Source organism: Streptomyces sp. NPDC059247, from assembly GCF_042754005.1.
Lineage (GTDB): Bacteria > Actinomycetota > Actinomycetes > Streptomycetales > Streptomycetaceae > Streptomyces.
In genome coordinates this window covers 352,803-379,579 of sequence record NZ_JBHYZW010000003.1, presented here as the reverse complement: position 1 = coordinate 379,579, position 26,777 = coordinate 352,803, and the positions used below count along the sequence as shown (strand labels likewise).

Sequence of the window (26,777 nt, the reverse complement as noted above, 5' to 3'; positions counted from 1 at the left end):
GGTCCCGGTGAGATGTTCCGTGCGTCACACACGTGTGAAGGTGCTCTCCGCACAGTAATCCACCGGTTTCCCGACTCGGAAGTAACCGCAGGTGACACCCCCTAAGGTGAGGGCCATGCGAGTCCATGTGGTCAGTGACGTGCACGGCAACGCCGAGGCCCTCGCGCGGGCCGGAGAGGGCGCCGACGCCCTCATATGCCTCGGGGACCTGGTCCTCTTCCTCGACTACGCCGACCACGGCCGGGGCATCTTCCCCGACCTCTTCGGAGTCGAGAACGCCGACCGGATCGTCGAGCTGCGCACCGCCCGCCGCTTCGACGAGGCCCGTGAGCTGGGCCGCAGCCTGTGGGCCGGGCTCGACGTGGACCGCGACACCGCGATCGAGACCGCCGTCCGCCGCCAGTACGCCGAACTCTTCGCCGCCTTCCCCACCCCTACGTACGCCACCTACGGCAACGTCGACATCCCCCGGCTCTGGCCCGACTTCGTCCGGCCCGGCACGACCGTCCTCGACGGCGGGCGGGCCGAGATCGGCGGACTGGTCTTCGGCTTCGTCGGCGGCGGACTGGGCACCCCGATGCGCACCCCGTACGAGATCTCCGACGAGGAGTACGCGGCCAAGGTCGAGGCCCTCGGCGAGGTCGACGTCCTCTGCTCGCACATCCCCCCGGACGTCCCCGAGCTGACCTACGACACGGTCGCCCGCCGCTTCGAACGCGGCAGCCGCGCCCTGCTCGACGCCCTGCGGCGCACCCGGCCCCGCTACCACCTCTTCGGCCACGTCCACCAGCCGCTGGTCCGCCGGATGCGGATCGGCGCCACCGAGTGCGTCAACGTCGGCCACTTCGCCTCCACGGGCACGCCCTGGGCGCTGGAGTGGTGAGCCCCCGGCGGGAGGCCCGGGGTGACGGACGGCGCGTCAGGGCGCGATAGCCTTTCGTCGGCACACCTGTGCCCCTTGACTTCCGCCGGACCGCACCGTGGAGGAGCCACCCCGATGGCCGAACACACCAGCTCGAGCATCACCATCGAGGCGGCACCGGCCGACGTCATGCGCGTGATCGCCGACTTCGCCCGCTACCCCGAGTGGACCGGCGAGGTGAAGGAGGCCGAGGTCCTGGCCGCCGACGACGCCGGGCGCGCGGAGAAGGTCCGGCTCGTCCTCGACGCGGGCGCGATCCGCGACGACCACACCCTCGCCTACACCTGGACCGGCGCCGACGAGGTCAGCTGGACCCTGGTCAAGTCCCAGATGCTCCGCTCCCTCGACGGCTCCTACCGGCTGGCCGCGCTCGGCGGCGGCACCCGCACCGAGGTCACCTACCAGCTGACCGTGGACGTCAAGATCCCCATGCTCGGCATGATCAAGCGCAAGGCGGAGAAGGTCATCATCGACCGCGCCCTCGACGGTCTGAAGAAGCGCGTCGAATCCGGGGCGTGAGCCCCCGGACCGGTCCTCCCGGCCGGGCCGCCGGAGGCCACGGGTAACGTCCCCCACATGCGGATCATCCTTGTCACCGGCCTCGGCGGCGCCGGGCGCAGCACCGTCGCCGCCGCGACCGCCCTCGCCGGGGCGCGGTCCGGACACCGCGTCGTTCTCGTCTCCGAGGACCCCGGCGCACTCCGTACCGGTCCGCTCCGCATGGACGGGGACCCGCTCGGTACGGACGGGGACCCGGACCCGCTCCACGGGAACGCGGACCCGCTCCACGCGGACCCCGGTCCGCTCCCCGCGGACGCCGACCCCCTCCGTACGGACGGAACCGCTCCCCTCCGTACGGACGGAACCGCCCCCCGGCCCGGCGGCCGTGACACCGGGCGGCTCCGGCTCGTGCGCCCCCGGCCCGCCGACGGCTTCCGGCGCGAGTTCCTCGCCCTCCAGGACCGGTCCGGCACCGTCCTCGACCTGCTCGGCGCGACGCCCTTCGAGGACGCCGAGCTCACCGAACTCCCCGGCAGCCGGTCCTTCGCCCTGCTGCGCGCCCTCCGCGACGCCGCCTCCGGCGGCCACGACCTCGCCGTCGTCGACCTGCCGCCGCTCACCGAGGCCCTCGCCCTGCTCGCCCTGCCCGAGCAGCTCCGCCGCTATCTGCGCCGCCTGCTGCCCCCGGAACGGCAGGCCGCCCGCGCGCTGCGCCCGATGCTCGCCCAGCTCGCCGGAGTGCCCATGCCCGCGCAGCGGCTGTACGAGGCCACCGCCCGCTGGGAGACCGAGCTGGCCGCCGTCCAGGCCGTCGTCGAAGCCCCCGGCACCAGCGTCCGGCTCGTCGTCGAACCCGGCCCCGCCGCCCTCCGCGCCCTGCGCGAGGCCCGCCTCGGCCTCGCCCTCCAGGGCCTCTCCCTCGACGCCGTCGCCGCCAACCGGCTGCTGCCCGCCGGCTCCGGCGACCCCTGGCTGGCCGCCCTCGCCACCGCGCAGCACCGGCACCTCGCGGAGCTGCGCGCCGCCGGGGACCCCGGCACCCCCGTGTACGAGCTGCCGCACCTCGGCCGTGACCCGCGCGGACCCGGGGACCTCGCCCCGCTCGCCCCCGCCGGGGCGCCGACCGCGCCCGTACCCGCCCCCGCCTGGGCCGTCGAGGACCGGCGCGAGGCGGACGGCGTCCTCGTCTGGCACATCCGCCTCCCCGGGGCCGTCAAGGACGAGCTGGCCCTCGTCCGGCGCGGTGACGAACTCCTCCTGACCGTCGGCGCCTTCCGCCGGGCCGTCGCCCTGCCCGCCGCCCTGCGCCGCTGCACCGTCACCGGCGCCGGACTCGTCGACGGCGACCTCCGGGTCCGCTTCACCCCCGACCCCGGGCTCTGGCCCCGTACCCCCTGAGCGGGCGTGTACCGTCGAAGTACCACCACGGAGGAGTACGCCATGAGCGATCCGGACCCTTGGGCCGAGGCGTGTGCCGAGGACCTGGAGGCGGAGAAGGCCCGCCGCAGGGCACGGCACGGCGCGGAGCCCGGCTCCCCCGCCGAGGAGCTGCGCAAGCTCTTCGAAGCCGTCGCCGAGAAGGTCTCCGGCGGACTCGGCAACCCGCTGCTCGCCGGACAGGCCGCGCAGACCGTGCAGCAGCTCGTCAACCAGGCGAAGTCCGTCGTCGAGCCCGTCATCGAACGCAATCCGCAGGTCTTCGACCACCTCGCGGCGGCGGGCGGCGAACTGCTCGCCGCCTACCGCTCCGCCGTCGAGGGACACGAGAGCCGCTGGACCCGGGGCGGTGCCACCCCCGCCGACGACCCCTCGGACCCCCGCGGCGACGCGGCCCCGGGACGCCCCGCCGACGAGCGGCCCGACCGGGGGGACGACGAGGGGCCGGGAACCGGCCAGCACATCGACCTCGACTGACCGGCGGGCCCGTCCCCCTCGGGTACGGTGGGCCCCAGCGGGGCTCGACCGAAAACTGAGGGACACATGGGACTCACCATCGGCGTCGACATCGGCGGCACGAAGATCGCGGCCGGCGTGGTCGACGAGGAGGGCAACATCCTCGACACGCACAAGGTGCCGACCCCTCCGACCCCCGAGGGCATCGTCGACGCGATCAGCACCGCCGTGTCCGAGGCGGGCCGGGGCCACGCGGTCGAGGCCGTCGGCATCGGAGCCGCGGGCTACGTCGACGACAAGCGCGCCACCGTCCTCTTCGCCCCGAACATCGACTGGCGGCACGAGCCGCTGAAGGACAAGGTCGAGCAGCGGATCGGCCTCCCCGTCGTCGTCGAGAACGACGCCAACGCCGCCGCCTGGGGCGAGTACCGCTTCGGCGCGGGCCAGGGCCACGAGGACGTCATCTGCATCACCCTCGGCACCGGTCTCGGCGGCGGCATCATCATCGGCAACAAGCTGCGCCGAGGACGCTTCGGCGTGGCGGCGGAGTTCGGCCACATCCGGGTCGTCCCGGACGGTCTGCTCTGCGGCTGCGGCAGCCAGGGCTGCTGGGAGCAGTACGCCTCCGGGCGCGCCCTCGTCCGGTACGCCCGGCAGCGCGCCGCCGCCACCCCCGAGAACGCCGAGGTCCTCCTCTCCCTCGGCGACGGCACCCCCGAGGGCGTCGAGGGCAAGCACGTCAGCCAGGCGGCCCGCGCCGGTGACCCGGTCGCCGTCGACTCCTTCCGCGAGCTGGCCCGCTGGGCGGGCGCCGGTCTCGCCGACCTGGCCTCGCTCTTCGACCCGTCGGCGTTCATCGTCGGCGGCGGCGTCTCGGACGAGGGCGAACTGGTCCTCGACCCGATCCGCAAGTCCTTCCGGCGCTGGCTGATCGGCGGCCAGTGGCGCCCGCACGCCCAGGTCCTCGCGGCCCAGCTCGGCAACAAGGCCGGTCTGGTCGGCGCGGCGGACCTGGCCCGCCAGGGCTGAGCCCCCGTACGGAGCCAGGGCCGAGCACCGTACGAGCCGAGACCGTGAGCACCGTACGAGCCAGGGCCGGGCACCCGTACGAAGACTGAGGGCCACCGCCCGTCGCGTCCCCGCCGGACGCGGCGGGCGGTTGTCGTACCTTACGTGCCATGGCGAACAGCGAGCTGCCCAACTCCCGCACCGAGGAGGACGGTTCGGCCGTCCTCCGGGTCCTCTCCTACAACATCCGCTCGATGCGCGACGACGAGGACGCCCTCGCCCGCGTCATCCGGGCCTGTGCGCCGGACCTGGTCCTGGTGCAGGAGGCCCCGCGGTTCTTCCGGTGGCGCAAGCACGCGGCCCGGCTCGCCGCGAAGAGCGAACTGGTCGTCCTGAGCGGCGGCGCCACCGCCGCCGGACCGCTGCTGCTCTGCTCGCTGCGGGCCACCGTGGAGCGCACCGAGGACGTCCTGCTGCCGCTGACCCCGGGACTGCACCGGCGGGGCCTGGCGACCGCCGTCGTCCGCTTCGCGGGCGCCCGGGTCGGGGTCGTCAGCTGCCATCTGAGCCTGCGGAAGGACGAGCGGTACGCGCAGGCGGGCATGGTCCTCGACCGGGTCGCCGCGCTGGGCACCCCGTACGCCCTGGTCGGCGGGGACCTCAACGAACGGCCGGACGGGCCCGCCTTCCGGCGGCTGGCCGCCGGGCTCACGGACGGCTGGGCGGCCCGGCCCTGGGGCGGCGAGTTCACCTCGACCCCGGCCGACCCGCACCAGCGGATCGACGCGGTCCTGGCCACCCCGGGCGTGGAGTTCCTCGGCTGCGGGGTGCCGCCCGGCCTCGACCCGGCCGACCTGCGGGCCGCCACCGACCACCTCCCGGTCCTGGCGGCGGTCCGCGTCCCCGCGACCCCCTGAAACGCCCTGGTCACGCCCGGACGCCCCGCAGGCCCGCCCCCGCGCGGTGCCGGGCAGGGGTCGCGCCCCGGGCCCGGCACCCGTCTACACCACCGCCCCGCGTCCCGGGTCGTCGAAGCCGTCCTCGTCCTCGTCGTCGTGCTTCATACGGCCCACCAGGGTCGCGAAGCCGCCCAGGAAGCCGCCGAGGCAGAGCGTCGTCAGCCACCAGGTCATGTCCCACTGGAGCAGCACGGCGAGCAGCATCAGGACCGGGCCGCCGATCACGGCCAGCCAGGCGAACCTGGTCGTCGCGTCCGTCTCGGGCAGCGGCGGCGGCTCCGGCGGCACGAAGTGCCCCTCCTCCGTACCGCCCGGCCCGTCGTCCGGCTCCCTGGGCGAGTAGTCCCGGGGACCGGTCGGCCCCACCCCGGGCGCGAACACCACGGAGCTGCCGAGCGCGGGCCGCTCGGGCCCCGGCTCCCCATCACCGTCACCGTCCGTCCCGGACCCCTCGGCGCCCTTCGGCCCGTCCTCCCCGGGCGTGGGACGCGGCTTCCACAGCGTCCCCTTCCCCGCGACCGGACCGGGGGACGCCGGTCCGGCCTCCCCGGAGCCGTCCCCGGCGCCCTTCCCGGCCCGCTTCTCCGCCCCGTCCTCCGGCTCGGGCTCCGGCAGGCTCAGGTCCTCGACCGGCCGGAACGGCTTCGTCTCCGGAGGATCCGCGGGCTCCTCGCCGTACCCGGCGACGATCGCGGCCCACGCCGCCTCCTCGTCGATGGGCTGCGGTTCCCGCTCGCCGCCGTCCTGCTGCTCAGCCACCGCTCCTGCTCTCCTTCTCGTCGACCAGTCCGGGGGCGAGACGCTCGACGAAGGCCAGGCTCTCGTCGAAGATCCGCTCCGCGTCATGGTCCAACGTCGCGACGTGGTAGCTCTGTTCCAGCAGGACCTCCCGGACGTCCGTCGAGGAGATCCGGGACAGGACGCGGGCCGAGTCGACCGGCGGTACGACATGGTCCTCGGGGCTGTGCAGCAGCAGCACCGGCTGGGTGACCTGGGGGAGCTCCGCGTCGACCGTCCGGAAGAACTGCCGCAGCGAGTGCGCCGCGTGCAGCGGCACCCGGTCGTACCCGACCTCGGCCACGCCCTCCTTGGCGATGTCGCTCGCGATGCCCTTCGTCGAGGGCACCAGATGCCGGACGACCGGCAGCGCGTACGCGCTCAGCCCGTGCACCTTGTTGCCCGGGTTGACCACCACGACGCCCCGCACGGAGTCCCCGTGCCTGGCGGCGAGCCGCAGGGTCAGCGCCCCGCCCATGGAGAGACCGAACACGAAGACGGCCGAGCACCGCTCCAGGAGCTCGCGCAGCGCCCGGTCGACCTCCGCGTACCAGTCCTGCCAGGTGGTGAGCTGCATGTCCTGCCAGCGGGTGCCGTGGCCCGGCAGCAGCGGCAACGACACGGTCAGCCCGCGCGCGGCCAGGTACTCGGCCCACGGGCGCATCGACTGCGGGGAACCGGTGAATCCGTGACAGAGAAGGACGCCGACCTCTCCGCCTTCGTGGCGGTACGGCTCGGCTCCGGGAAGGACCGGCACCGGGGTCTCCTGTTCGTTCGACTTCGGATGCGCCGAAGCGACGGAAATGGGGAAGGACCTTCACCGTACGCGACCGGACCGACACCGACCAGGGCCGTAGCGGGGGGCGTGCGCCGGTACGGGATAAAGTCGTCGGGACGGCACACGGAAGGCATGACGAGTTGATCTACGGCGCGATGAAGTTCTCCCTCGGAGGGTCCCTGAAGCTCGCCTTCAGGCCCTGGGTGGAGGGTCTGGAGAACATCCCCGCCGAGGGCCCGGCGATCCTGGCGAGCAACCACCTGTCGTTCTCCGACTCCTTCTTCCTGCCCGCGGTCCTCGACCGCAAGGTCACCTTCATCGCCAAGGCCGAGTACTTCACCTCGCCGGGCGTGAAGGGGAAGCTCACCGCCGCCTTCTTCAAGGGCGTGGGGCAGCTCCCGGTGGACCGTTCGGGGGCCCGGGGCGCGGGCGAGGCGGCCATCAGGGCGGGCATCGAGGTCATCGAGAAGGGCGGCCTCTTCGGGATCTACCCCGAGGGCACCCGCTCGCCCGACGGACGCCTCTACCGGGGCAAGCCCGGCGGTCTGGCCCGGGTGGCGCTGGCCACCGGCGCCCCCGTGATCCCGGTCGCCATGATCGACACGGAGAAGATCCAGCCGCCCGGCAAGGTCGTCCCCAAGCTGATGCGACCGGGCATCCGGATCGGCGAGCCGCTGGACTTCACCCGCTACCAGGGCATGGAGGGGGACCGCTTCATCCTCCGCTCGGTGACCGACGAGGTCATGTACGAGATCATGAAGCTGTCCGGCCAGGAGTACGTCGACATCTACGCGACCGCCGCCAAGCGGCAGCTCGCGGACGCCGAGAAGGCGGCCAAGGAGGCCGTGAAGGCAGAGATCGCGGCCCGGGAAGAGTCCGGCGCGTAGGACGGTCCCGACGGGGGACGTCCGGGGGGTGGGGGAGATGGCCAGGCGCGAGCGTGTCGTGCGGATGTCGGTCGAGCAGCCGCTGTGGCGGGCGCTGACCGGCTACCGCCTCCTCACCATGGTCTACGCGGTCCTGCTGTTCGCCTTCGGCCAGGAGCGCTACGAGCGGCCCTGGATCGGCGTCGTCTATCTGGCGGTGCTGTGCGTCTGGACCCTGGCCACCCTCCCCAGGGTCGCCAACGCGGTCAGCTGCACCAAGCGCTTCCTCGTCGCCGACCTCACCGTCGCCCTCGTCGGCATCCTCCTCACCCCGCTCGCCGACGTCCAGGCACGGACCGTCGACGGCACCACCCTGCCGTCGATATGGACGGCGGGCGCCGTCCTCGCGTACGCCATCAAGGGCGGCTGGCGTTGGGCCGGGGTCGCCTCCTCCCTCGTCGCCGTCGCCAACATCGTCCAGCGCGGCCAGCCCAGCCGGGACACCCTCCACAACGTGCTGCTCGTCTGGGTGGCCTCCATCGCCATCGGATACGTCGTCGAGGTCGCCCGCGCCTCGGAGCGCACCCTCGCCCGCGCCCTGGAGATCGAGGCCGCCACCCGCGAGCGGGAGCGCCTCGCCCGGGACATCCACGACAGCGTCCTCCAGGTCCTCGCCATGGTGCAGCGGCGCGGCACCGCCCTCGGCGGCGAGGCCGCCGAGCTCGGCCGGATGGCGGGCGATCAGGAGGTGGCCCTGCGCACCCTCGTCGCGGGCGGCCTCATCCGGCCCAGCCTGGTCTCCGAGGACGAGTCCGAGGGGGCCGTCGTCCGGGTCGTCGAGGTGGACGACGACCTCCCGCACGGCGGTGACGACACGCCCCTCGACCTGCGGCTGCTGCTGGCCCCCCGGGCCGGCGCCCGGGTCACCCTCTCCGAGCCGGGCGCACCCGTCCTGCTCCCGCCGCCCGCCGCCCGCGAGCTGGCCGCCGCCGTCGGCGCCGCCCTGGACAACGTACGGGCGCACGCCGGTGAGGACGCGCGGGCCTGGATCCTCGTCGAGGACTGGCCGGACGAGATCGTCGTGACCGTACGGGACGACGGGCCCGGCATCCCCGAGGGCCGTCTCGCGCAGGCCGAGGGGGAGGGCCGGATGGGGGTCGCCCTCTCCATCCGGGGGAGACTGCGGGATCTGGGCGGTACGGCCGAACTGGTCTCGGTCCCCGGCCAGGGCACGGAAGTCGAGTTGAAGGTCCCCCGGGGGAAGGCAGGGAAGCAGTGAGCGAGCAGCCGATCAAGGTGATGGTGGTGGACGACCACCCGATGTGGCGGGACGCGGTGGCCCGCGATCTGACGGAGGCGGGCTTCGACGTCGTCGCCACCGCCGGGGACGGCGAGCAGGCCGTGCGCCGCGCCCTCGCCGCCGGACCCGACGTCCTCGTCCTGGACCTGAACCTGCCGGTGAAGCCGGGCGTCCAGGTCTGCAAGGAACTGGTCGGCGGGCGGGCCGGGGGACCGAAGGTCCTGGTCCTCTCGGCGAGCGGCGAGCACGCCGATGTCCTGGAGGCGGTGAAGTCGGGTGCCACCGGCTACCTCCTGAAGTCGGCCAGCACGGAGGAGCTGACCGACGCCGTGCGCCGGACGGCGCTGGGCGACCCCGTCTTCACCCCCGGTCTCGCCGGTCTCGTCCTCGGCGAGTACCGCCGTCTCGCCTCCGAGCCCGCCCCGGCGTCCGGCGCCGACGAGTCGAAGGCCCCGCGGCTGACCGAGCGCGAGACGGAGGTCCTGCGGCTGGTCGCCAAGGGCCTCAGCTACAAGCAGATCGCGGAGCGCCTGGTGATCTCGCACCGCACGGTGCAGAACCATGTCCAGAACACCCTGGGCAAGCTCCAGCTGCACAACCGGGTGGAGCTGGTCCGGTACGCCATCGAGCGCGGTCTCGACGACGCCTGAGCCGGGCCGGGTGCCGGGGCCCCCGGCACCCCCGCGCCCGGCTGCCCCGCGCCCCCGTGCCCGGCCGCCCGGCCGCCCGGCACCCGCGTGCCGGGCGCGGCGGGCGGACCCGCCGCCGATGAGCGATGATCGGGAGTGTCCGACCCATCACCGGCACGAGGGGAATCCCGTGGAAATCCTGGCATTCGGCGTGCAGGCGGACGAGAGGCCCCTCATCGAGAAGGCGTTCGAGGGGAAGCATGACGTGCGCTGCCTCGGGGTCTTCCTCACCGAGGACACCGCCCCCATCGCGGCGGGCTACGAGGTCATCTCCACCAGCGTCAACGCCAGCCTCGACCACCGCGTCCTGCAGACCCTCGCCGCGGGCGGCACCCAGATGATCGCCCAGCGCTCCACGGGCTTCAACAACATCGATCTGGAGGTCGCCGAGCGGCTCGGCCTCACCGTCGCCCGGGTCTCGTACTACTCGCCGTACTCCGTCGCCGAGTTCGCCTGGACCCTGGCGACCGCCGTCAACCGGCGGATCGTCCGCGCCTCCAACCGGACCCGGGACTTCGACTTCCGGCTCGACGGACTGATGGGCCGCGACTTCCGGGGCCGTACCGTCGGCGTGCTCGGCACCGGGAAGATCGGCGAGGCGTTCACCCGGATCGCCCACGGCTTCGGCATGAACCTCCTCGGCTGGGACGTCGCCGAGAACCCGGCCTGCGTGGAACTCGGCATGAGGTACGTCGACAAGGAACGGCTCTTCGCCGAGTCCGACCTCATCAGCCTCCACGTGCCGCTGCTGCCGTCGACCCAGCACATCATCGACGCCGCCGCCCTCAAGGCCATGAAGGACGACGCCATCCTCGTCAACTCCAGCCGGGGCGGGCTCATCGACACCGGGGCCCTGGTCGCCGAACTGCGGGCCGGACGCTTCACCGGCATCGGACTCGACGTGTACGAGGCCGAGGCCGGGCTCTTCTTCCTCGACAAGTCCCTGGAGGCGGTCGAGGACGACACCCTCGCCCGGCTCGTCACCTTCCCGAACGTGGTGGTCACCTCCCACCAGGCGTACTACACCACCGACGCGGTCGGCCAGATCATCGACACCACGGTCTCCAACGTCCTCGACCACCTCGCCGGACGACGCGGCGAGAACGTCCTCGTCCCCCGGCTCACCTCCTGACCCCGCCCGACCCGGGCACCCCGCCCGCCGTCCACGGGCCCGCCGTCCCCCGGGGACCGGCGGGCCCGTGGCCGTCGTCCCTCAGACCAGCACACCCGCCAGCAACGAGGCCGTCAGCGCCGCGCCCTCCGTCGTCAGGACCGACTCGGGGTGGAACTGCACCCCCGCGAAGCCCGGCCCGCGCAGCGCGTGCACCTCACCGCTCTCCGCGTCCCGGCTCACCTCGATCCGGTGCAGCGCCAGCTCCGTGGCCGCCCGGTCGTCGCAGCGGGCCGTGAAGCTGTTGTAGAAGCCGACCGTCCGCTCCTGCCCGAAGAGGTCGATCCGCAGCTGCGCCCCCTGGAACGGGACCCGCTTGCGGACGATCTCCAGGCCCAGCTCGGCGGCGATCAGCTCGTGCCCGAGGCACACCCCGAGGAGACCGTGCCGGTGCTCCCGCACCAGCTCGCCCGTCAGCCCGCGCAGCAGCCGCATCTTCGGGTCGGCGGCGTCCGAGGGGTCGCCGGGGCCGGGCCCCAGGACCACCGGCCCCTCATGGGCGAGCGCCAGCTCGCGCAGCCCCGGCTCGTCGTAGCGGAGCACCGACACCTCCAGGCCCGAGGAGCGCAGGACGTGCGCCAGCATCGCCGTGAAGGTGTCCTCGGCGTCGACCACCAGGGCGTGCCCCGACAGCTCGGCCGACCGCTCCTGCATCCGCAGCCAGAACGGCGCGAGGTCCGCCCGGCGCGCGTCCAGGGCGGCCCGGACCCTGGGGTCGTCGGCCAGTGCCGCCGGGGCCGCGTGACCGGTCGCCGGACGGCCCTCGCGGACCCCGAGGGCGGTGAGGATCCCGGCGGCCTTGGCGTGGGTCTCGGCGACCTCGCCCGCCGGGTCGGAGTGCCGGACGAGCGTCGCGCCGACCGGGACCCGCAGCCGCCCGTCGGCCGCGATGTCCGCCGTACGGATCAGGATGGGGGAGTCCAGGGTCTGGGCGCCGTGGGCGTCGGTGCCGAGCAGGGCGAGGGCGCCCGCGTAGTAGCCGCGGGCGATCCCGTCGGCGTCGAGCGGCTCGTGCCGCTCGATCACCCGGCAGGCGTTCTGCACGGGCGAGCCGGTGACGGTCGCCGCGAACATCGTCTCCCGCAGCACCTCCCGCACGTCCAGGGTGGAACGGCCCCGCAGCTCGTACTCGGTGTGCGCGAGGTGCGCCATCTCCTTCAGGCGCGGGCCGATCACTACCCCGCCCCGGTCGCCGACCGTGCACATCATCTTCAGCTCCTCGTCGACCACCATCGACAGCTCCTCGGTCTCCTTGCGGTCGCCGAGGAAGGCGAGCAGGCCCTCGGCGGTGGGGGCGGCCCCCGCCGGGTAGCGGTACGTGCCGCTGATCGGGTTCATCACGACCGTGCCGCCCGACATGCGCACATGGACCTCGGGGCTGGCCCCGACGAGCGTCCGGTCGCCGGTGTGCACGACGAAGGTCCAGTACGCGCCCCGCTCGCCGGTGAGCAGCCGCCGGAACAGGGCGAGCGCGTCGGCCCGGCCGAAGCCCGGGATCTCGCCCCGGTAGGTGCGCCGGATGACGAAGTTGGCGCCCTCGCCGGAGCCGATCTCCTCCTCGACGACCCGCCGCACGGTCCCGGCGTACTCCTCGTCGGAGACGTCGAAGCCGCCGCCCTCGACGCGTACGTCGTGCGCCGGGAGCTGGGCCAGGGCGTCGGCGAGGGGGAGTTCGTGGGTCTCGTCGGCGACGAGGACGGAGAGCGGGGTGCCGTCGTCGCGGACGTCGAAGCCGCGCTCCCTGATCTGCCGGAACGGCACCAGGGCGAGCGTCGGACGGTCGCTCACCGGCAGGTCGGCCAGCCGTTCGGCCTCGTGGACCGGGCCGAGGAGGACCTCGACGGTGTCGTGGTCGCGGCCGGGGGTGCGGCGGCGCAGCAGGGCGAAGGGCGGGCAGGAGTCGTCGAGGAGACGGGAGAGGTCCATGGTCCGTCGTTCCTTCCGTGGGAGTGCGGAGAGGAACGGCCCCGGGCACGAGAAAGGCCGCCCCTCGGGCGGCCTGTGCGTGTGTCGGTGTACGCGCGATCAGTGGGCCGCCGGATGAGCGGTCCACCACCAGTTCTGGATCAGGGGCGCGAACATGGCAGCACTGTAACCCAGCCGGAGACGGGAACGGGGCCCGTTCCGCACCGTGGACGGTGGGAACGGGCCCCGTGGGACCACGGGAGAACCGGTCAGAAGATCAGGTTGTGCTTCTGCCAGCCGGGGCCGATCTGCGTGCGACCCGCGTACGGGGCGGTGGCGCTGCCGGTGCCCTTGTAGAGCCACAGGACGCCGGAGGCGTCCCGGCCCACGAAGTCGACCCTGCCGTCGCCGGTGAGGTCGCTCGGGCCGACGATGCTGTTGTAGATCTGCCAGCCGGTGCCCACCTTGACGCGCCCGGCGTACGGGGCGGTGGCGCTGCCGGTGCCCTTGTACAGCCAGAGCACGCCCGCGGCGTCCCGGCCGATCAGGTCGGCCTTGCCGTCCGAGGTCAGGTCGCCGGTGCTGATGATGTTGTTGTAGATCTGCCAGCCCGTGCCGATCTTCACCCGGGCGGCGAACGGCCTGGAGGGGGTGCCCGTGCCCTGGTAGAGCCAGATGACCCCGGACTTCTCGCGGGCGATCAGGTCCGGCCTGCCGTCCCCGGTCAGGTCGCGGACGCCGATGACCTGGTCGTATATCTGCCAGCCGGGACCCACCCGCAGCCGTCCCTTGAAGGGCGCCGAGGGGTTGCCGCTGCCCTGGTAGTACCAGAGCACGCCGGAGGGCTCCCTGGCCACGGCGTCACCGGTGCCGTCGGCACGGAGGGCCGTCAGGGGGGTGACGGTGTTGTAGATCTGCCAGCCGCCGCCGACCCGGTAGGGCGTCAGGAACGGCGTGGTGGCGTCCCCGGTGCCCTGGTACTGCCACAGGACACCGGAGGTGTCACGGGCGAGGAGGTTGTAGCGGTTGTTCGTGGCGGCGGGGGCGGCGCCCGGGGCCTCCACGATGTCGCTCTGCTTCACCCAGGTGATCTTGTGGTGGAAGCGGATCGGGACGTACAGCGTCTGGCCGACGACGTTCTTCTGCGCGGAGCCGAACCAGTCGTCGCCCGGCACCGCGGGACCGGCCTTCACATAGGACTGCGCGGCGTCGAAGGTGAACTTCGTCAGGAAGGCGTTCTCGTCGCCGGGGGCGGCGAGACCCGCCGCGGTGTAGGCGGCGGTCTCCGGGAAGGCGCGGCCGTAGATCTTGGCCGAGGAGGCCCCGGCCCTGACCTTGACGGTCGTGGCGCCGCTCACCGGCACGGTGTACTGCCCGCCGGGGTTCTGGAACCAGGCCTTGGTGCCCGCGTACCAGATCGCGGTCCAGTCGTTCCGGGCCTCGGCGACCACGTACGAGCCGCCCGCGCGGACCTTGTTGCCGTAGTTGGAGCCCTCGGTCCACAGCGAGTTGAAGTACGGGTCCTTGATCGTCGCGGCGGTCGTCGACGGCGAGGTGTAGAGGTAGCCGAAGTTGGCCGGACGCGCGGCGGCGGCGACGCTCCCGGTGGTCAGCTTCGGCTGGTTCGCCGTGGTGAACGGGGGCACCACGCGGACCACCTGGCCGGCCCGGAGGAGGCCGCCCGCGCCCTTGTCGCCCTGCGGGGCGCCCAGGAGCGACATGTAGTAGTTCCAGTCCCAGTACGGGCCCGCGTCCCAGTGGAGGCTGGACAGGCGGTTGTCCGTCTGGAGCGCCACCTCGTCGTGGCCGATGATGTGCTCGCGGTCGATCGGCACGTCGTACTTGTCCGCCAGGAACTTCACCAGTTCGGCGGAGGAGCGGTACTGCGGCTCGGTGAACCAGCTCCCCTCCTTCATGGCGAAGCCCTCGTGCTCCACGCCGATGGCGTGCATGTTGAGCGTCCAGTTGCCCGCGTGCCACGCCAGCTGCTTGTTCTCCAGCATCTGGGTGACCTGGCCGTCCTGGGCCCGGATCAGATAGTGCGCGCTGCCCGCGCCCCTCGGGTTCGTCAGCGTGTCCAGGGAGCCCTGGTAGGGGCCCTCGGTGTCGTGGATCACGATCTGCCGGATGCCGACGCCCTGGTCGGGGCGGCTGGCGGGGGTGTAGTTGCGCGCGCCGCCCGGGTCGACGCGGACCGGGACGAAGTCGCAGTTCAGGCTGGTCGGGCACTCGGTGACCGGGGCCGCCGCCGTGGTCGCGGGGCTGGCCGCGAGCGGTACGTTCGAGGGCTTGACCGGCTCGACCGAAGGGTCGGCGGGCAGGGTGACCTGCTCGCCGTCGAGGGTGAGCGCCCGCTCCCCCTCCTTGATCGACGCGAAGACGCGCTTCGCGAAGAGGTCGGCGCCCTTCCGCTCCGGGGACTGGCTGTAGCGGGCCACGGCCGGGTACCAGTCGCCCGGCTCCCCGGACAGCTCGGCACCGGCCTGCCTCTGGTAGTCGGCGAGCAGCGCGGCACCGGCCCGGATCGAGGCCCCGGTGTCGTTCTGCACGGTCTCCGTGGAGCTGCCGATCAGCTCGGCGCCCTTGTCCAGGGTGTGCAGGCGCGGGTCGTCGGTGTCGACGACGGCCTTCTCCAGGATGCGGCGGACCAGCTCGCGGTCGAACTTCTTCTCGATCTCCGGGCGGCCGGAGCCGTTGAAGTGGTCGATCTGCTCGTCCGTGACCTTCTGCGCCACGTCGCCGGGATCGACCTTCGTCAGACCCATCACGTTGTACGCGCCGGTGGTGCTCGGCTCGCCGTCGTGCGACTCCCAGCGGGTCTGCTGGTACGACACCGCCATCAGCACGCTCTGCGGCACGTCGAACTCGCGCGCCGCGTTCGCGAACTGGGTCCGGAGGGGAAGATCGCCTCCGGACGCCTGGTCCGCGGTCGCGCCGAGGAGGCCCGGTGAGGCGACCGCGAGGGTGCCGATCGTGGCGGTGGCGACGACGGCGGCCGACGCTCCGTACAGGAGTCGTCTTTTCCGGCGGTCTCTGCGGTGCCTCTGGGTCACGCCCACCCCTGTGTTCGACTGGGTCCACTGTGTTCTTGTGGAACGGGTTCCGGTGAAACGGGCCCGAGGGTAACACCACCCGATGGCGTGAAGATCAGCGGTGGACATTCCGGACGGCGCGTCTCAGCCACTGGGCAGGCGGACGGGACCGGGCGAAGAACCCCGTAATGTTGTGCTTGTGACCGTGAACGCTGATTCCCACGCCGTCGCCAAGGCGACCTGGCGAGACCTGCCCGCGGCGCAGCAGCCCGAGTACCCCGATGCCGAGGCTCTGCGCGATGTGATCGCGGACCTCGAGTCGTATCCTCCGCTCGTCTTCGCCGGCGAGTGCGACCAGCTGCGCGCCCGGATGGGAGCCGTCGCCCGTGGCGAGGCGTTCCTGCTCCAGGGCGGCGACTGCGCCGAGGCCTTCGACGCCGTGTCCGCCGACCACATCAGGGCCAAGCTCAAGACGCTGCTCCAGATGAGCGCCGTCCTCACCTACGCGGCCTCCGTGCCCGTGGTGAAGGTCGGCCGCATCGCCGGCCAGTACTCGAAGCCCCGCTCCAAGGGCACCGAGACCCGCGACGGCGTGACCCTGCCGACGTACCGGGGCGACTCGGTGAACGGCTTCGGCTTCGACGAGAAGTCCCGGATCCCGGACCCCGAGCGGCTGAAGCGGATGTACCACGCCTCCGCCTCCACGCTGAACCTGGTCCGCGCCTTCACCACCGGTGGTTACGCCGACCTGCGCCAGGTGCACGCCTGGAACCAGGACTTCGTGCGCTCGTCGCCCTCCGGCCAGCGCTACGAGGCGCTCGCCCGCGAGATCGACAACGCGCTGAACTTCATGAAGGCCTGCGGCACCGACCCGGCCGAGTTCAAGGCCGTCGAGTTCTACGCCTCCCACGAGGCGCTGCTGCTCGACTACGAGGGTGCCCTGACCCGTACGGACTCGCGCACCGGCAAGCTGTACGACACCTCCGGCCACATGGTCTGGATCGGTGAGCGCACCCGGCAGCTCGACCACGCCCACATCGAGTTCGCCGCGCGCATCTCGAACCCGATCGGCATCAAGCTGGGCCCGACGACCTCGGTGGACGACGCGCTGACGTACATCGACCGGCTCGACCCCGACCGCGAGCCGGGCCGACTGACCTTCATCGTCCGCATGGGCGCCGACAAGGTCCGCGACAAGCTGCCCGAGCTGGTCGAGAAGGTCACCGCCTCCGGCGCGGTCGTCGCCTGGGTCACCGACCCGATGCACGGCAACACCTTCGAGGCGGCCTCCGGCCACAAGACGCGCCGCTTCGACGACGTCCTCGACGAGGTCAAGGGCTTCTTCGAGGTCCACAAGGCGCTGGGCACCCACCCGGGCGGCATCCACGTCGAGCTCACCGGTGACGACGTCACCGAGTGCGTGGGCGGCGGCGACGAGATCTTCGTCGACGACCTGCACCAGCGCTACGAGACGGCCTGCGACCCGCGCCTCAACCGCAGCCAGTCCCTCGACCTGGCCTTCCTGGTCGCGGAGATGTACCGGGACCAGTAGGCGAGCGCGTACGACGACGGGGCGCGGATCCATGTGATCCGCGCCCCATCGTCGTATCCGGGGCTTTTGGGGTCCCTCGGAGCCGGGTAAGGTTAGGTTAGCCTTATCGATCACGGCGGGAGGTGAACCGCGTTGTACGTCTGCTCTTGCTTCGGTGTCACGGAGAAGCAGGTCAAGGAGCACGCCGACGCGGGCGCCTGCACCCCCCGGCAGATCGCCTCCGCCTGCAAGGCGGGCACGGACTGCGGATCCTGCGTCCGTCGCATTCAGGCCATCCTCGGGCGCGGTGCCTGCCCCCGGCGCGAGCTGGTGGACCAGGGTGCGCCCGCCCTCGCGGCGGAGCCCGTCGTCGATCTGGGACGGGCCGCCTGAGGCGGTCGTCTAGCTCGGCTGCTCGATGAGCGTCGAGAGGTAGAGCGCCTCGCCCAGGGACTCGATCAGCTCCAGCTGGGTGTCCAGGTAGTCGATGTGGTGCTCCTCGTCGGCCAGGATCTCCTCGAAGAGGTTGGCCGACGTCACGTCCCCCTTGGCCCGCATGACCTCGATCCCGCGCCGCAGCCGGTCGATCGCCTCCACCTCGACCTGGCGGTCCGCCTGGAACATCTCGGTGATCGTCTGGCCGACCCGTACGTGGAAGAGCCGCTGGTAGTTGGGCAGACCGTCGAGCATCAGGATGCGCTCGGTCAGCTTGTCCGCGTGCTTCATCTCGTCGATGGACTCTTCACGGGTGTACTTGGCGAGCTTCGTCCACCCCTTGTTGTCCTGGATGCGGTAGTGCAGCCAGTACTGGTTGATGGCCGTGAGCTCGCCGGTCAGCTGCTCGTTGAGGAATTCGAGGACCTCGGGGTCGCCCTGCATCGCAGAGGCTCCTTCCACGCTGTGTGGCTGTGTCGTCACCGTTCGGAACGGCCGCATCCTCGCACCCCGGATGGGGGGCGTCCAGTAAGTGCACGCTTAGTGGGGCTTGCCCCGAATCCTGCCCGTCGGGCCTTAGCCTGGTCATGACCACCCCTCGCCGTCTGTCACCATGGAAGACATGGGTCAGCCGGAGAGCGGAGTACACCGGGAAGCGGGGCAGCCGGATCGTTCACCGGACCTTCCGCCCGGCCAGCGCATCCAGCGCGGCTGGCCGGTCACCCACTACGGGCCCGTGCCGAAGTTCAAGCCGGACCGCTGGGAGTTCCGCGTCTTCGGCGCGACCGCCGACGGCGACAAGCACTGCTGGAACCACGAGGAGTTCTCGGCGCTGCCGTTCTCCTCGGTCGTGGCCGACCTCCACTGCGTCACGAAGTTCAGCATGATCGGCGCCGAATGGGGCGGAGTCCCGGCCCGTACGCTGCTGGCGCTCGCCCCGCCCGCGCCGCAGGTCACCCATGTGATGGTCTGGGCCGAGTACGGCTACAGCGCCAACATGCGGCTCTCCGACTTCGCCTCCGACCGCACGATCTTCGCCACCCACAAGGACGGCGAGCTGCTCACCGCCGAGCACGGCTTCCCGCTGCGCCTGATAGTGCCGCACCTGTACGCCTGGAAGGGCCCGAAATGGGTCCGGGGCGTGGAGTACATGGCCGCCGACCGCCGGGGCTTCTGGGAGGAGCGCGGCTACCACAACCTCGGCGACCCGTGGACCGAGCAGCGCTACTCGTACCAGGAGGAAGCGGGCGACGGCCCGGAGCTGTAGCGCTCCCGGCCGCCGCGCGACGGGGCCGGAACCGTATGCCCCCCGGGGTGCCCCTCGACGGGGCGGGGCGTCAGTCCCTGAGCTTCTTGAGGAGCTCCACGTCCGCCAGGTGCCCCGCCTTCCCGCCGGGCGTCTCGATGATCAGCGGCACACCGTCGGTCGCCGGGTGCCGCAGGAGGTTGTGGAAGCCGTCCTGCCCGATGTGACCCGCGCCGATGTTGGCGTGCCGGTCCTTCCGGGCGCCCACCACGTCCTGCGAGTCGTTGGCGTGGATCAGCCGCAGCCGCCCCTCGCCCACGGTCGCCACCAGCTGGTCCAGCGTCCGCGCGGCCCCGTGCGGGCCGGTCAGGTCGTGTCCGGCGGCGAAGACGTGGCAGGTGTCCAGACAGATCCCGAGCTTCGGATGGTGGTCGAGCGCGTCGAAGTACGGCCCGAAGTCCTCCGCGCGCGAGCAGAGCGAGGAGCCCTGGCCCGCCGTCGACTCCAGCAGCAGATACGGGTCGTCCTCGTGCGTCAGCTCGTCGAGCAGCGGCAGCAGCAGCTCCCGCACCTGCGCGAGCGCCACCGCGCGCGGGCGGCCCCCGGTCGCCGAACCGGTGTGCACCACCACGCCCCGCGCGCCGATCTCCCGGCCGCGGCGCAGCGAGTGCCGCATCGACTCCACCGACTTCTCGGCGGTCGCCTCGGTGTGGGAGCCGAAGTTGATCAGATAGGGGGCGTGCACCCAGGCCGAGAGCGACTCCTCCTCGCACCCGGCCCTGAACCGTTCGTCCTGCGCCGGGTTGCCGGGCGGGGTGGCCCAGCCGCGCGGATTGGCGACGAAGACCTGCACGGCCTCGGCGCCCAGCTCACGGGCGTAGCCGAGACCGACGGTGGCGAGACCACCGGCCACCGGGACATGACCGCCGACGGGGTTGCGCAGCACTTCTACAGTCCCTTGATCGTGAGGATGACGGTGGAGCCCTCGGGCGCGGTCGAGCCGCCCTCGACGGACTGTCCCGAGACGGTGTCGCCGAGATAGGGGAAGGTCTTCTTCACCTCGACCTCGAAGCCCGCGTCCTCCAGGGCGGTCCGCGCGTCGTCGGCGGTCTCGCCGGTCACGTCCGGGACCTCCACGGACCGGGGGCCCTTGGAGAGGGTCAGGACGATCGTGTCGCCCCCGGCGGCCCTGCTGCCCTCGGCGAGGGACTGGGCGGCGACCGTGCCCGGGTCCTCGGGGGAGTGGATCCGCTCCGGGGCGACCCGGACGGTGAGCCCGGCCTCCCGGAGTCCGGCCGTGGCGTCGTCGGCGGTCTCGCCCGTGACGTCGGGCACGTCGATCGGCGCGCCCTTGCTGACCACCAGGGCGACGGCCGAGTCGGGCGCCCGCTCGGTGCCGGGCTCGGGGTCGGAGCCGATCACGGCGCCCTGGGCGACGGTCTCGCTGAAGGACCGGGTGACCACCCCGACCGCCAGGCCCTCCCGCTCCAGGGCGCGCCTGGCCTCGGCGAGCGGCTGGTCCTTCAGGCGGGGCACCTTCACGACCTGCGGGCCCCTGGACAGGGTGAGGGTGACCCGGCCGTTGTTCCGCAGGCGTTCGCCGGGGGCGGGGTCGACGGCCATGACGGTGCCGCGCTCGTACACGTCGCTGAAGGCGCGCCCGGTCGAGCCGACCTCCAGGCCCGCCTCCGTGATCCGCGCGGTCGCGGCCGTCTCGGTCTGGCCGAGGACGGCGGGGACGCGGGTGAACTGGCCGGAGTTGATGTACCAGACGCCCACGCCCAGACCGAGGGCGAGCAGCACGCCGACGACCAGCAGCAGGGGGCCGTTCGGGGGACGGCGGCGGGCGGTCGCGGGCGGCGGCTCCGGGACCGGCATCCGGCCGGTGCGCGCCACCGGCCGCTCGTCGGCCGGGTCCTCCACGGCGCGCGCGATCACACTGGTCCGGTCCTCGGAGCCGCCGCGTTCCCCGGACCGGGAGCGCGGCGGCTCCGCGTCCAGCTCCTCGTCGGTCAGCCGGGCGCGGGCCTCCCGCGCCAGGGCGAGCAGGGCGACGGCGTCGTACGGGCGGGCCCCGGGGTCACGGGCGGTCGCGGCGGCGGTCAGCCCGTCCAGTGCGGGGGCCAGCCCGGGGACGGTCCGGGAGGGCGCGGGCACGTCGGTGTGCAGGTGCTGGTAGAGCACCTGGGCGGGGGTGTCGCCCGCGTGCGGTTTGCCGCCGGTCAGCATCTCGTACAGGACGACACCGCAGGCGTACACGTCGGCGCGGGTGTCGGCGGTGCCGTGCTCGATCTGCTCCGGCGCCAGGTAGGAGACCGTGCCGAGGACCGAGCCGGTGGTGGCGGTCGCCGAGCCCACCGCCCTGACCAGGCCGAAGTCGGCGACCTTGACCCGGCCGTCGTCCCCTATCAGGACGTTCTCCGGCTTCATGTCCCGGTGCACGAACCCGGCCCGGTGGGCGGCGCCGAGCGCGGCGAGGACCGGCTCCAGGATGTCCAGGGCGGCCCGGGGCGCCAGGGCCCCGCGCTCGCGCAGCACGTCCCGCAGGGTGCAGCCCTCGACGTACTCCATCGCCAGATAGACGTACGCGCCCTCGGCGCCCTGGTCGAAGACGCCGACCACGTTCGGGTGGGAGAGCCGGGCGACGGACTTCGCCTCCCGGATGAACCGCCCGACGAACTCGGCGTCGACCGCGAGGGCCGGGTGCATCACCTTGAGCGCGAGGACGCGGTCGAGACGGGTGTCGACGGCCCGGTAGACCGTGGCCATCCCGCCGACGGCGATGCGCGCGTCGACGCGGTAGCGGCCGTCGAGCAGCCGCCCGACGAGGGGGTCCTGAAGGGTCGTGTCCACGGCGTCGAGTCTACGAGCCGCGGGCCCGGCACCCGCCCTGCCGCCGGGTACCGGGGCACAGCTGTGACGAGCGTCCCGCCGGGGCGCTCAGAAGGCCGGGCGCTCCGGGTCCAGGTCGGCCCGGCCCGTCACCGGGGAGGACGCCTCCGCGAAGTGGCGGCGCGGGATGCGGCCCGCCCGGCGGGCCAGCCGTCCCGCCTCGACCGCGTGCCGCATCGCCGACGCCATCAGGACCGGCTCCTGCGCCCGGGTCACCGCCGAGGCCAGCATCACCGCCGCGCACCCCAGCTCCATCGCGAGCGTCGCGTCCGACGCGGTGCCCGCGCCCGCGTCGAGGATCACCGGCACCCCGGCCCGTTCCACGATCAGCTCGAAGTTGTGCGGGTTGCGGATGCCGAGCCCGGAGCCGATGGGGGAGCCCAGCGGCATGATCGCCGCGCAGCCCACGTCCTCCAGCTTCCGGGCGAGGACCGGGTCGTCGTTGGTGTACGGGAGCACGGTGAACCCGTCGTCGACGAGGGTCTCGGCCGCGTCGAGGAGTTCCTCGCCGTCCGGCAGCAGGGTCCGCTCGTCGGCGACGACCTCCAGCTTGACCCAGTCGGTGCCCAGCGCCTCCCGGGCGAGCCGGGCGGTCAGGACCGCCTCGCCCGCGGTGAAACAGCCCGCCGTGTTGGGCAGCACCCGGATGCCGAGCCGCTCCAGGACGGAGAGGACCGAGCCCCGCACGGTCGGGTCGAGCCGCCGCATGGCGACGGTGGTCAGCTCGGTGCCCGAGGCGGCCAGCGAGCGCTCCAGGACGTCGAGGCTGGGGGCCCCGCCGGTACCCATGACCAGCCGAGAGGAGAACTCCGCGCCGCCGAGGACGAACACGTCGTCGGACATCGCGCTCAGCCCCCCTGGACCGCGGTGAGGACCTCCACCCGGTCGCCCTCGCCGAGCGGGGTCGTGGCCCACTGGCCGCGCGGCACGACCGTCTCGTTGAGGGCGGCGGCGACCCCGGTGCGGGCCGTGGTCAGGGTGGCGACGAGGGCGTCGAGGGAGAGCGGGCCGGGCAGCTCGCGCGCCTCCCCGTTCACGGACACGATCATGCGGGCTGCTCCTGGCGTACGGGAGGGGCGGGGGAGAAGCGGCGGGGGGAGAAGGGGCGCGCCTCCTCGGGGAGGACGCCGGTGGTGAGGACCTCGGCCATCACGTCGCCGGTGACGGGGGTCAGCAGCACCCCGTTGCGGTGGTGGCCGGTGGCCAGGTGCAGGCCGGGCAGGGCGGTGGGGCCGAGCAGGGGCGCGTTGTCGGGGGAGCCGGGGCGGAGCCCCGCCAGGGTCTCGGTGAGCGGCAGCTCGGTGATGCCGGGGACCAGTTCGTGGGCGTCGCGCAGCAGCTCGTACACCCCGCCCGCGGTCACCGTGGTGTCCCAGCCGAGTTCCTCGCTGGTGGCGCCGACGACCAGCTCGCCGTTGGCGCGGGGCACCAGGTAGACGTGGCTGCCCCGGACGACGGCACGGACCGTCCGGGACAGGAAGGGGGCGTACGCGGCCGGTATCCGCAGCCGCAGGACCTGGCCCTTGACCGGGCGCACCGGCGGGAGGACCTCCTCGGGCACGCCCGCGAGGCGTCCGCTCAGACTGCCCGCCGCGAGCACCACCTGGTCGGCGGCGAGGTGCCCGCCGTCGGCGAGCACGGCGCCGCGCGCCCGGTCGGCGGTGGCCGTCAGGCCGTGGGCCAGGGTGCGGTGGAAGACCACTCCGGCGCGTTCGCAGGCGAGGAGGAGGGCGGCGGCGAGCCTGCGCGGGTCGACCTGGTGGTCGCCGTCCACCCGCAGTCCGCCGCGCACCCCGGGCGCGAGCATCGGTTCGAGACGGCGGCACTCGCGTCCGCTGAGCCATTCGGAGGCGAGTCCGCAGCGGGTCTGGAGGGCGTGCAGCTCGCGCAGATGGGCCCGGTCGTCGGCGTCGAGGGCGACGGCGAGGGTGCCGCAGGCGCGGTGGCCGACGTCGTGGCCGGTGGCCTCCTCCAGTTCGGCGACGAAGGCGGGGTAGCGCGCGGCGGAGGCGAGGTTGAGCCCCAGGAGGGTCTCCTCGCCGTAGTGGAGTTCGGTGACGGCGGCGAGCATCCCGGCGGCGACCCGGGCCGCTCCGCCGCCGGGGTCGGGGTCGACGACGGCGGTGCTCAGTCCGCGCCGCGCGGCCCGCCAGGCCGTGACCAGGCCGATGATGCCGCCCCCGACCACGAGGACATCGGAAGAACGCATGGGCGTCCAGCCCCTCCCTTCGCCGGCATGACCCGGATCAGGTTCGTACGGTCGGAGGCCGTCCCAGCCTCCCTCTCAGCCCGGTGCGTCCGGGCTCCCGCGAGTGCTTTACGACCGCCAGACTAGCCCGCCGGCCGGGTGGCCACAGGCCCCCGCCCCACCCCGACTTCCTGACGGTTCGTCAGGTGCGTAGGGTGGCCGGGTGAGCGAGCAGAAGCGGGACCAGCAGCACGTCGTGATCGTCGGCGCCGGGATGGCGGGCGTCCAGACCGCCGTCGCCCTGCGCGAACAGGGCTTCACCGGCCCCGTCACCCTCATCGGCGACGAACCCCACCGGCCCTACGACCGGCCCCCGCTCTCCAAGGCGGTCCTCCTCGGCGAGGCCGAGGACTCCGCCTTCGACATCTCCTTCGACGACCTCGACGTCACCCTCCGCCTCGGCCTGGACGTCACTGGACTGCGCGCCGACGCCCACGAGATCGACACCGGGGAGGGACCCCTCGGCTACGACGTCCTCGTCCTCGCCACCGGCGCCCGCCCCCTCACCCTGCCCGGCACCGAGGGCGTCCCCGGGGTCCATCTGCTCCGCACCCTCGACGACGCCGTCCGCCTCGGCCCCGTCCTGGCCCGCCGCAGCGCCGTCGTGGTCGTCGGCGCGGGCTGGATCGGCGCCGAGTTCGCCACCGCCGCCCGCGCGGCCGGATGTCCCGTCACCGTCGTCGAGGCGGCGGACCTCCCCCTCGCCGGGGTCCTGCCCGCCGAGATCGCCGCCCCCATGGCCGAGTGGTACGGGGCGAGCGGCGCCGAACTCCTCACCCGCGCGCGCGTGGCCACCGTCGCACCCGGCCGGGTCGTCCTCGCCGACGGCCGCGAACTCCCCGCCGAAGCCGTCGTCGTCGGCATCGGGGCACGCCCCGCCACCGACTGGCTCACCGGCTCCGGCATCGCCCTCGACCCGAGCGGCGCCGTCACCGCCGACGACCGGCTGCGCACCTCCCTGCCCGATGTGTACGCCGTCGGCGACTGCGCCTCCTTCCCCTCCGCCCGCTACGGCGAACGGCTCCTCGTCCACCACTGGGACAACGCCCTCCAGGGCCCGCGCACCGTCGCCTCGGCGATCACCGGGACGGACACGGGGCCGTACGACCCCGTCCCGTACTTCTGGTCCGAGCAGTTCGGCCGCTTCGTCCAGTACGCGGGCCACCACGCCCACGCGGACGCGCTCGTCCGGCGCGGCGACCCCGCCGACGACGCCTGGTCCGTGCTCTGGCTGCGCGCCGGGGTCCCCGTCGCCCTGCTGGCCGTCGGCCGCCCCCGCGACCTGGCCCAGGGCCGCAGGCTCATCGAGACCGGCACCCCGGTCGACCCCGTCCGCGCGGCGGACCCCTCCGTGCCCCTGAAGGCGGCCGTCCGGTAGGGCCCGGCTACCGGCCGGCGGTCCGGGATGGCAGGCTTGTCCCCGTGACCCAGATTGACGTAAAGATCGATGCGCTCGTCCCCGCCTGGCTCTATGTGCCCGACATCGCGGAGATGCTCGACATCGACGTGACCCGCGTGCGACAGCTGATCAAGGAAGGCCAGCTCATCGCCGTCCGCCGGGGACCGAACAACTCCCTGCAGATCCCCGCCGCCTTCCTCCAGGAGGACCAGATCGTCAAGGGCCTCGTCGGCACCCTCACGCTGCTGCGCGACGACGGCTTCACCGACGAGGAGATGCTGGAGTGGCTCTTCACCCCGGACGAGAGCCTGCCGGGCACGCCCGCCCAGGCGCTCGGCGAGAATCGCGGCACGGAGGTGAAGCGCCGCGCCCAGGCGCTCGCCCTCTGACCCGGCACCGAAGACACCATCCGCGCGCGTCGCGGCGTCCGGCCCCGCCCGGGACCGACCGCCGCGCCCCGCGCCACCGACGGGGGGAACCCAACCGTGCCCACGCCTCGTGAGCAGCTCGCCGACGCCCGGCTCTACCTGTGCACCGACGCACGGAAGCGCCAGGGCGACCTGCCCGCCTTCCTGGACGCGGTGCTCTCCTCCGGCGTCGACATCGTCCAGCTCCGCGACAAGGGCATGGAGGCGGCCGAGGAGCTGGAGCACCTCGCCGTCCTCGCCGACGCGGTCCGCCGCCACGGCAAGCTCCTCGCGGTGAACGACCGGGCCGACGTCGCCCACGCCGTCGGCTCCGACGTGCTCCACCTGGGCCAGGGCGACCTGCCCGTGCCCGCCGCCCGCGCGATCCTCGGCGACCGGGTCCTGATCGGCCGCTCCTGCCACGCCGAGGACGAGGTCGCCGCCGCCGTCGCCGAACCGGGCGTCGACTACTTCTGCACCGGCCCCTGCTGGCCCACCCCCACCAAGCCGGGGCGGTACGCGCCGGGCCTCGGCCTCGTGCGGTACGCGGCGGAGCTGGCCCAGGACCGGCCCTGGTTCGCCATCGGCGGCATCGACGCGACCAACCTCGACGAGGTCCTGGACGCGGGCGCCCGCCGGATCGTCGTCGTCCGCGCGATCACCGAGGCGGACGACCCCGGGGCAGCCGCCGCCGCCCTCGCCGAGCGGGTCCGGGAGCGCGCCCCGCAGGTCTAGGGCCTGTCTCCACCCCCCCCGGACCCCTTCCCCGCCCCGGCCCCGGGCGACATCCGGCCCGAGTCCGGACACGCCCCGATCCG

Annotated in this window: 27 protein-coding genes and 1 riboswitch; of the genes, 16 read left to right on the top strand and 11 right to left on the bottom strand. The window is 73.3% G+C overall.

Annotation, left to right across the window (positions count from 1 at the left end; all coding sequences use genetic code 11):
- Positions 1 to 115 precede the first annotated feature (115 nt).
- The 6 genes from ACFXGN_RS08765 to ACFXGN_RS08740 all read left to right on the top strand — a co-directional run bounded on the left by ACFXGN_RS08765 (position 116) and on the right by ACFXGN_RS08740 (position 5,241).
- Positions 116 to 883: a metallophosphoesterase gene (locus ACFXGN_RS08765; protein WP_384855317.1), complete on the top strand. Its 768-nt coding sequence runs from the start codon at positions 116 to 118 to the stop codon at positions 881 to 883.
- 114 nt (positions 884 to 997) lie between these two features.
- Positions 998 to 1,441, top strand: coding sequence for an SRPBCC family protein (locus ACFXGN_RS08760; protein WP_384855315.1), 444 nt, complete (start codon positions 998 to 1,000; stop codon positions 1,439 to 1,441).
- Between the two features lie 57 nt (positions 1,442 to 1,498).
- Positions 1,499 to 2,821: an ArsA family ATPase gene (locus tag ACFXGN_RS08755; protein WP_384855312.1), complete on the top strand. Its 1,323-nt coding sequence runs from the start codon at positions 1,499 to 1,501 to the stop codon at positions 2,819 to 2,821.
- A gap of 42 nt (positions 2,822 to 2,863) precedes the next feature.
- Entirely contained in the window at positions 2,864 to 3,337 is a 474-nt protein-coding gene (locus ACFXGN_RS08750; protein WP_384855311.1) for a DUF5304 domain-containing protein, read from the top strand.
- A 66-nt stretch (positions 3,338 to 3,403) separates the two neighbouring features.
- Positions 3,404 to 4,345: an ROK family glucokinase gene (locus tag ACFXGN_RS08745; protein WP_384855308.1), complete on the top strand. Its 942-nt coding sequence runs from the start codon at positions 3,404 to 3,406 to the stop codon at positions 4,343 to 4,345.
- Positions 4,346 to 4,494: 149 nt separating this feature from the next.
- Positions 4,495 to 5,241: an endonuclease/exonuclease/phosphatase family protein gene (locus tag ACFXGN_RS08740; RefSeq protein WP_384855306.1), complete on the top strand. Its 747-nt coding sequence runs from the start codon at positions 4,495 to 4,497 to the stop codon at positions 5,239 to 5,241.
- 84 nt (positions 5,242 to 5,325) lie between these two features.
- Here the strand turns inward: ACFXGN_RS08740 and ACFXGN_RS08735 are convergent, their stop codons facing one another.
- The gene (locus ACFXGN_RS08735) at positions 5,326 to 6,042 is read right to left on the bottom strand and encodes a hypothetical protein (RefSeq protein WP_384855304.1); all 717 of its coding nucleotides are present in this window, start codon (positions 6,040 to 6,042) and stop codon (positions 5,326 to 5,328) included.
- Positions 6,035 to 6,817: an alpha/beta hydrolase gene (locus ACFXGN_RS08730; RefSeq protein WP_384855302.1), complete on the bottom strand. Its 783-nt coding sequence runs from the start codon at positions 6,815 to 6,817 to the stop codon at positions 6,035 to 6,037. The genes ACFXGN_RS08735 and ACFXGN_RS08730 overlap by 8 nt, the downstream gene beginning before the upstream one ends.
- Before the next feature lie 176 nt (positions 6,818 to 6,993).
- Between ACFXGN_RS08730 and ACFXGN_RS08725 the strand changes: the two genes are divergently transcribed.
- From ACFXGN_RS08725 to ACFXGN_RS08710, 4 genes are all read left to right on the top strand, one after another.
- Positions 6,994 to 7,725 (top strand): lysophospholipid acyltransferase family protein, encoded by a 732-nt coding sequence (locus tag ACFXGN_RS08725; RefSeq protein ID WP_384855902.1) that lies wholly within the window; start codon positions 6,994 to 6,996, stop codon positions 7,723 to 7,725.
- A gap of 37 nt (positions 7,726 to 7,762) precedes the next feature.
- The gene (macS, locus tag ACFXGN_RS08720) at positions 7,763 to 8,983 is read left to right on the top strand and encodes a MacS family sensor histidine kinase (RefSeq protein ID WP_384855300.1); all 1,221 of its coding nucleotides are present in this window, start codon (positions 7,763 to 7,765) and stop codon (positions 8,981 to 8,983) included.
- Positions 8,984 to 9,003: 20 nt separating this feature from the next.
- Positions 9,004 to 9,654, top strand: a complete 651-nt coding sequence (locus tag ACFXGN_RS08715) for a response regulator (RefSeq protein WP_384855900.1) — start codon at positions 9,004 to 9,006, stop codon at positions 9,652 to 9,654.
- A gap of 169 nt (positions 9,655 to 9,823) precedes the next feature.
- Positions 9,824 to 10,825 carry a 2-hydroxyacid dehydrogenase gene (locus ACFXGN_RS08710; RefSeq protein WP_384855298.1) on the top strand — a complete coding sequence of 334 codons (1,002 nt, stop codon included), beginning with the start codon at positions 9,824 to 9,826 and terminating at the stop codon, positions 10,823 to 10,825.
- Between the two features lie 81 nt (positions 10,826 to 10,906).
- On the opposite strand, the gene ACFXGN_RS08705 is transcribed toward ACFXGN_RS08710, so the two are convergent.
- The 3 genes from ACFXGN_RS08705 to ACFXGN_RS08695 form a co-directional block, all read right to left on the bottom strand.
- Positions 10,907 to 12,790: an anthranilate synthase family protein gene (locus ACFXGN_RS08705; RefSeq protein ID WP_384855296.1), complete on the bottom strand. Its 1,884-nt coding sequence runs from the start codon at positions 12,788 to 12,790 to the stop codon at positions 10,907 to 10,909.
- Between the two features lie 99 nt (positions 12,791 to 12,889).
- Positions 12,890 to 12,946, bottom strand: a complete 57-nt coding sequence (locus ACFXGN_RS08700; RefSeq protein ID WP_351779871.1) for a trp operon leader peptide — start codon at positions 12,944 to 12,946, stop codon at positions 12,890 to 12,892.
- Positions 12,947 to 13,038: 92 nt separating this feature from the next.
- Positions 13,039 to 15,822 carry an N-acetylmuramoyl-L-alanine amidase gene (locus tag ACFXGN_RS08695; protein WP_384855293.1) on the bottom strand — a complete coding sequence of 928 codons (2,784 nt, stop codon included), beginning with the start codon at positions 15,820 to 15,822 and terminating at the stop codon, positions 13,039 to 13,041.
- Between the two features lie 178 nt (positions 15,823 to 16,000).
- Here ACFXGN_RS08695 and ACFXGN_RS08690 point away from each other — a divergent pair, with 178 nt between their 5' ends.
- Together ACFXGN_RS08690 and ACFXGN_RS08685 are read left to right on the top strand one after the other, a co-directional pair.
- Positions 16,001 to 17,353, top strand: coding sequence for a class II 3-deoxy-7-phosphoheptulonate synthase (locus tag ACFXGN_RS08690; protein ID WP_384855291.1), 1,353 nt, complete (start codon positions 16,001 to 16,003; stop codon positions 17,351 to 17,353).
- Between the two features lie 132 nt (positions 17,354 to 17,485).
- The gene (locus tag ACFXGN_RS08685; RefSeq protein ID WP_384855289.1) at positions 17,486 to 17,725 is read left to right on the top strand and encodes a bacterioferritin-associated ferredoxin; all 240 of its coding nucleotides are present in this window, start codon (positions 17,486 to 17,488) and stop codon (positions 17,723 to 17,725) included.
- A gap of 9 nt (positions 17,726 to 17,734) precedes the next feature.
- Here the strand turns inward: ACFXGN_RS08685 and bfr are convergent, their stop codons facing one another.
- Entirely contained in the window at positions 17,735 to 18,211 is a 477-nt protein-coding gene (gene bfr, locus ACFXGN_RS08680; protein ID WP_041128810.1) for a bacterioferritin, read from the bottom strand.
- 178 nt (positions 18,212 to 18,389) lie between these two features.
- Between bfr and ACFXGN_RS08675 the strand changes: the two genes are divergently transcribed.
- Positions 18,390 to 19,034 (top strand): sulfite oxidase-like oxidoreductase, encoded by a 645-nt coding sequence (locus ACFXGN_RS08675; RefSeq protein WP_384855286.1) that lies wholly within the window; start codon positions 18,390 to 18,392, stop codon positions 19,032 to 19,034.
- A 70-nt stretch (positions 19,035 to 19,104) separates the two neighbouring features.
- Here the strand turns inward: ACFXGN_RS08675 and ACFXGN_RS08670 are convergent, their stop codons facing one another.
- The 5 genes from ACFXGN_RS08670 to thiO form a co-directional block, all read right to left on the bottom strand.
- Positions 19,105 to 19,956 (bottom strand): deoxyribonuclease IV, encoded by an 852-nt coding sequence (locus ACFXGN_RS08670; RefSeq protein WP_384855897.1) that lies wholly within the window; start codon positions 19,954 to 19,956, stop codon positions 19,105 to 19,107.
- Between the two features lie 5 nt (positions 19,957 to 19,961).
- Complete coding sequence (gene pknB / locus ACFXGN_RS08665; protein ID WP_384855283.1) at positions 19,962 to 21,866, bottom strand: Stk1 family PASTA domain-containing Ser/Thr kinase; 1,905 nt, start codon at positions 21,864 to 21,866, stop codon at positions 19,962 to 19,964.
- 87 nt (positions 21,867 to 21,953) lie between these two features.
- Complete coding sequence (locus ACFXGN_RS08660; RefSeq protein WP_384855280.1) at positions 21,954 to 22,748, bottom strand: thiazole synthase; 795 nt, start codon at positions 22,746 to 22,748, stop codon at positions 21,954 to 21,956.
- A 5-nt stretch (positions 22,749 to 22,753) separates the two neighbouring features.
- Positions 22,754 to 22,954: a sulfur carrier protein ThiS gene (thiS, locus tag ACFXGN_RS08655; RefSeq protein ID WP_384855278.1), complete on the bottom strand. Its 201-nt coding sequence runs from the start codon at positions 22,952 to 22,954 to the stop codon at positions 22,754 to 22,756.
- Positions 22,951 to 24,114, bottom strand: coding sequence for a glycine oxidase ThiO (gene thiO / locus ACFXGN_RS08650; RefSeq protein WP_384855275.1), 1,164 nt, complete (start codon positions 24,112 to 24,114; stop codon positions 22,951 to 22,953). The genes thiS and thiO overlap by 4 nt, the downstream gene beginning before the upstream one ends.
- Positions 24,112 to 24,225, bottom strand: a riboswitch (TPP riboswitch). It overlaps the preceding gene by 3 nt.
- Positions 24,226 to 24,316: 91 nt before the next feature.
- Here thiO and ACFXGN_RS08645 point away from each other — a divergent pair.
- From ACFXGN_RS08645 to thiE, 3 genes are all read left to right on the top strand, one after another.
- Positions 24,317 to 25,531 carry an NAD(P)/FAD-dependent oxidoreductase gene (locus ACFXGN_RS08645; protein WP_384855273.1) on the top strand — a complete coding sequence of 405 codons (1,215 nt, stop codon included), beginning with the start codon at positions 24,317 to 24,319 and terminating at the stop codon, positions 25,529 to 25,531.
- Positions 25,532 to 25,575: 44 nt separating this feature from the next.
- Positions 25,576 to 25,941, top strand: a complete 366-nt coding sequence (locus tag ACFXGN_RS08640; protein ID WP_384855270.1) for an Rv2175c family DNA-binding protein — start codon at positions 25,576 to 25,578, stop codon at positions 25,939 to 25,941.
- Positions 25,942 to 26,037: 96 nt separating this feature from the next.
- On the top strand, positions 26,038 to 26,694 hold the full coding sequence (gene thiE / locus ACFXGN_RS08635) for a thiamine phosphate synthase (protein WP_384855268.1): 657 nt from the start codon (positions 26,038 to 26,040) through the stop codon (positions 26,692 to 26,694).
- Positions 26,695 to 26,777 lie beyond the last annotated feature (83 nt).

Excerpts from the sequence above, each read along its gene's own strand:
- ACFXGN_RS08755 (WP_384855312.1), top strand. The coding sequence starts at position 1,499 with ATGCGGATCATCCTTGTCACCGGCCTCGGCGGCGCCGGGCGCAGCACC.
- thiO (WP_384855275.1), bottom strand. The coding sequence starts at position 24,114 with ATGCGTTCTTCCGATGTCCTCGTGGTCGGGGGCGGCATCATCGGCCTG.
- ACFXGN_RS08675 (WP_384855286.1), top strand. The coding sequence starts at position 18,390 with ATGGGTCAGCCGGAGAGCGGAGTACACCGGGAAGCGGGGCAGCCGGAT.
- ACFXGN_RS08660 (WP_384855280.1), bottom strand. The coding sequence starts at position 22,748 with ATGTCCGACGACGTGTTCGTCCTCGGCGGCGCGGAGTTCTCCTCTCGG.
- ACFXGN_RS08765 (WP_384855317.1), top strand. The coding sequence starts at position 116 with ATGCGAGTCCATGTGGTCAGTGACGTGCACGGCAACGCCGAGGCCCTC.
- bfr (WP_041128810.1), bottom strand. The coding sequence starts at position 18,211 with ATGCAGGGCGACCCCGAGGTCCTCGAATTCCTCAACGAGCAGCTGACC.
- ACFXGN_RS08760 (WP_384855315.1), top strand. The coding sequence starts at position 998 with ATGGCCGAACACACCAGCTCGAGCATCACCATCGAGGCGGCACCGGCC.
- ACFXGN_RS08745 (WP_384855308.1), top strand. The coding sequence starts at position 3,404 with ATGGGACTCACCATCGGCGTCGACATCGGCGGCACGAAGATCGCGGCC.
- macS (WP_384855300.1), top strand. The coding sequence starts at position 7,763 with ATGGCCAGGCGCGAGCGTGTCGTGCGGATGTCGGTCGAGCAGCCGCTG.
- ACFXGN_RS08740 (WP_384855306.1), top strand. The coding sequence starts at position 4,495 with ATGGCGAACAGCGAGCTGCCCAACTCCCGCACCGAGGAGGACGGTTCG.
- ACFXGN_RS08725 (WP_384855902.1), top strand. The coding sequence starts at position 6,994 with ATGAAGTTCTCCCTCGGAGGGTCCCTGAAGCTCGCCTTCAGGCCCTGG.
- ACFXGN_RS08705 (WP_384855296.1), bottom strand. The coding sequence starts at position 12,790 with ATGGACCTCTCCCGTCTCCTCGACGACTCCTGCCCGCCCTTCGCCCTG.
- thiS (WP_384855278.1), bottom strand. The coding sequence starts at position 22,954 with ATGATCGTGTCCGTGAACGGGGAGGCGCGCGAGCTGCCCGGCCCGCTC.
- ACFXGN_RS08750 (WP_384855311.1), top strand. The coding sequence starts at position 2,864 with ATGAGCGATCCGGACCCTTGGGCCGAGGCGTGTGCCGAGGACCTGGAG.
- ACFXGN_RS08715 (WP_384855900.1), top strand. The coding sequence starts at position 9,004 with ATGGTGGTGGACGACCACCCGATGTGGCGGGACGCGGTGGCCCGCGAT.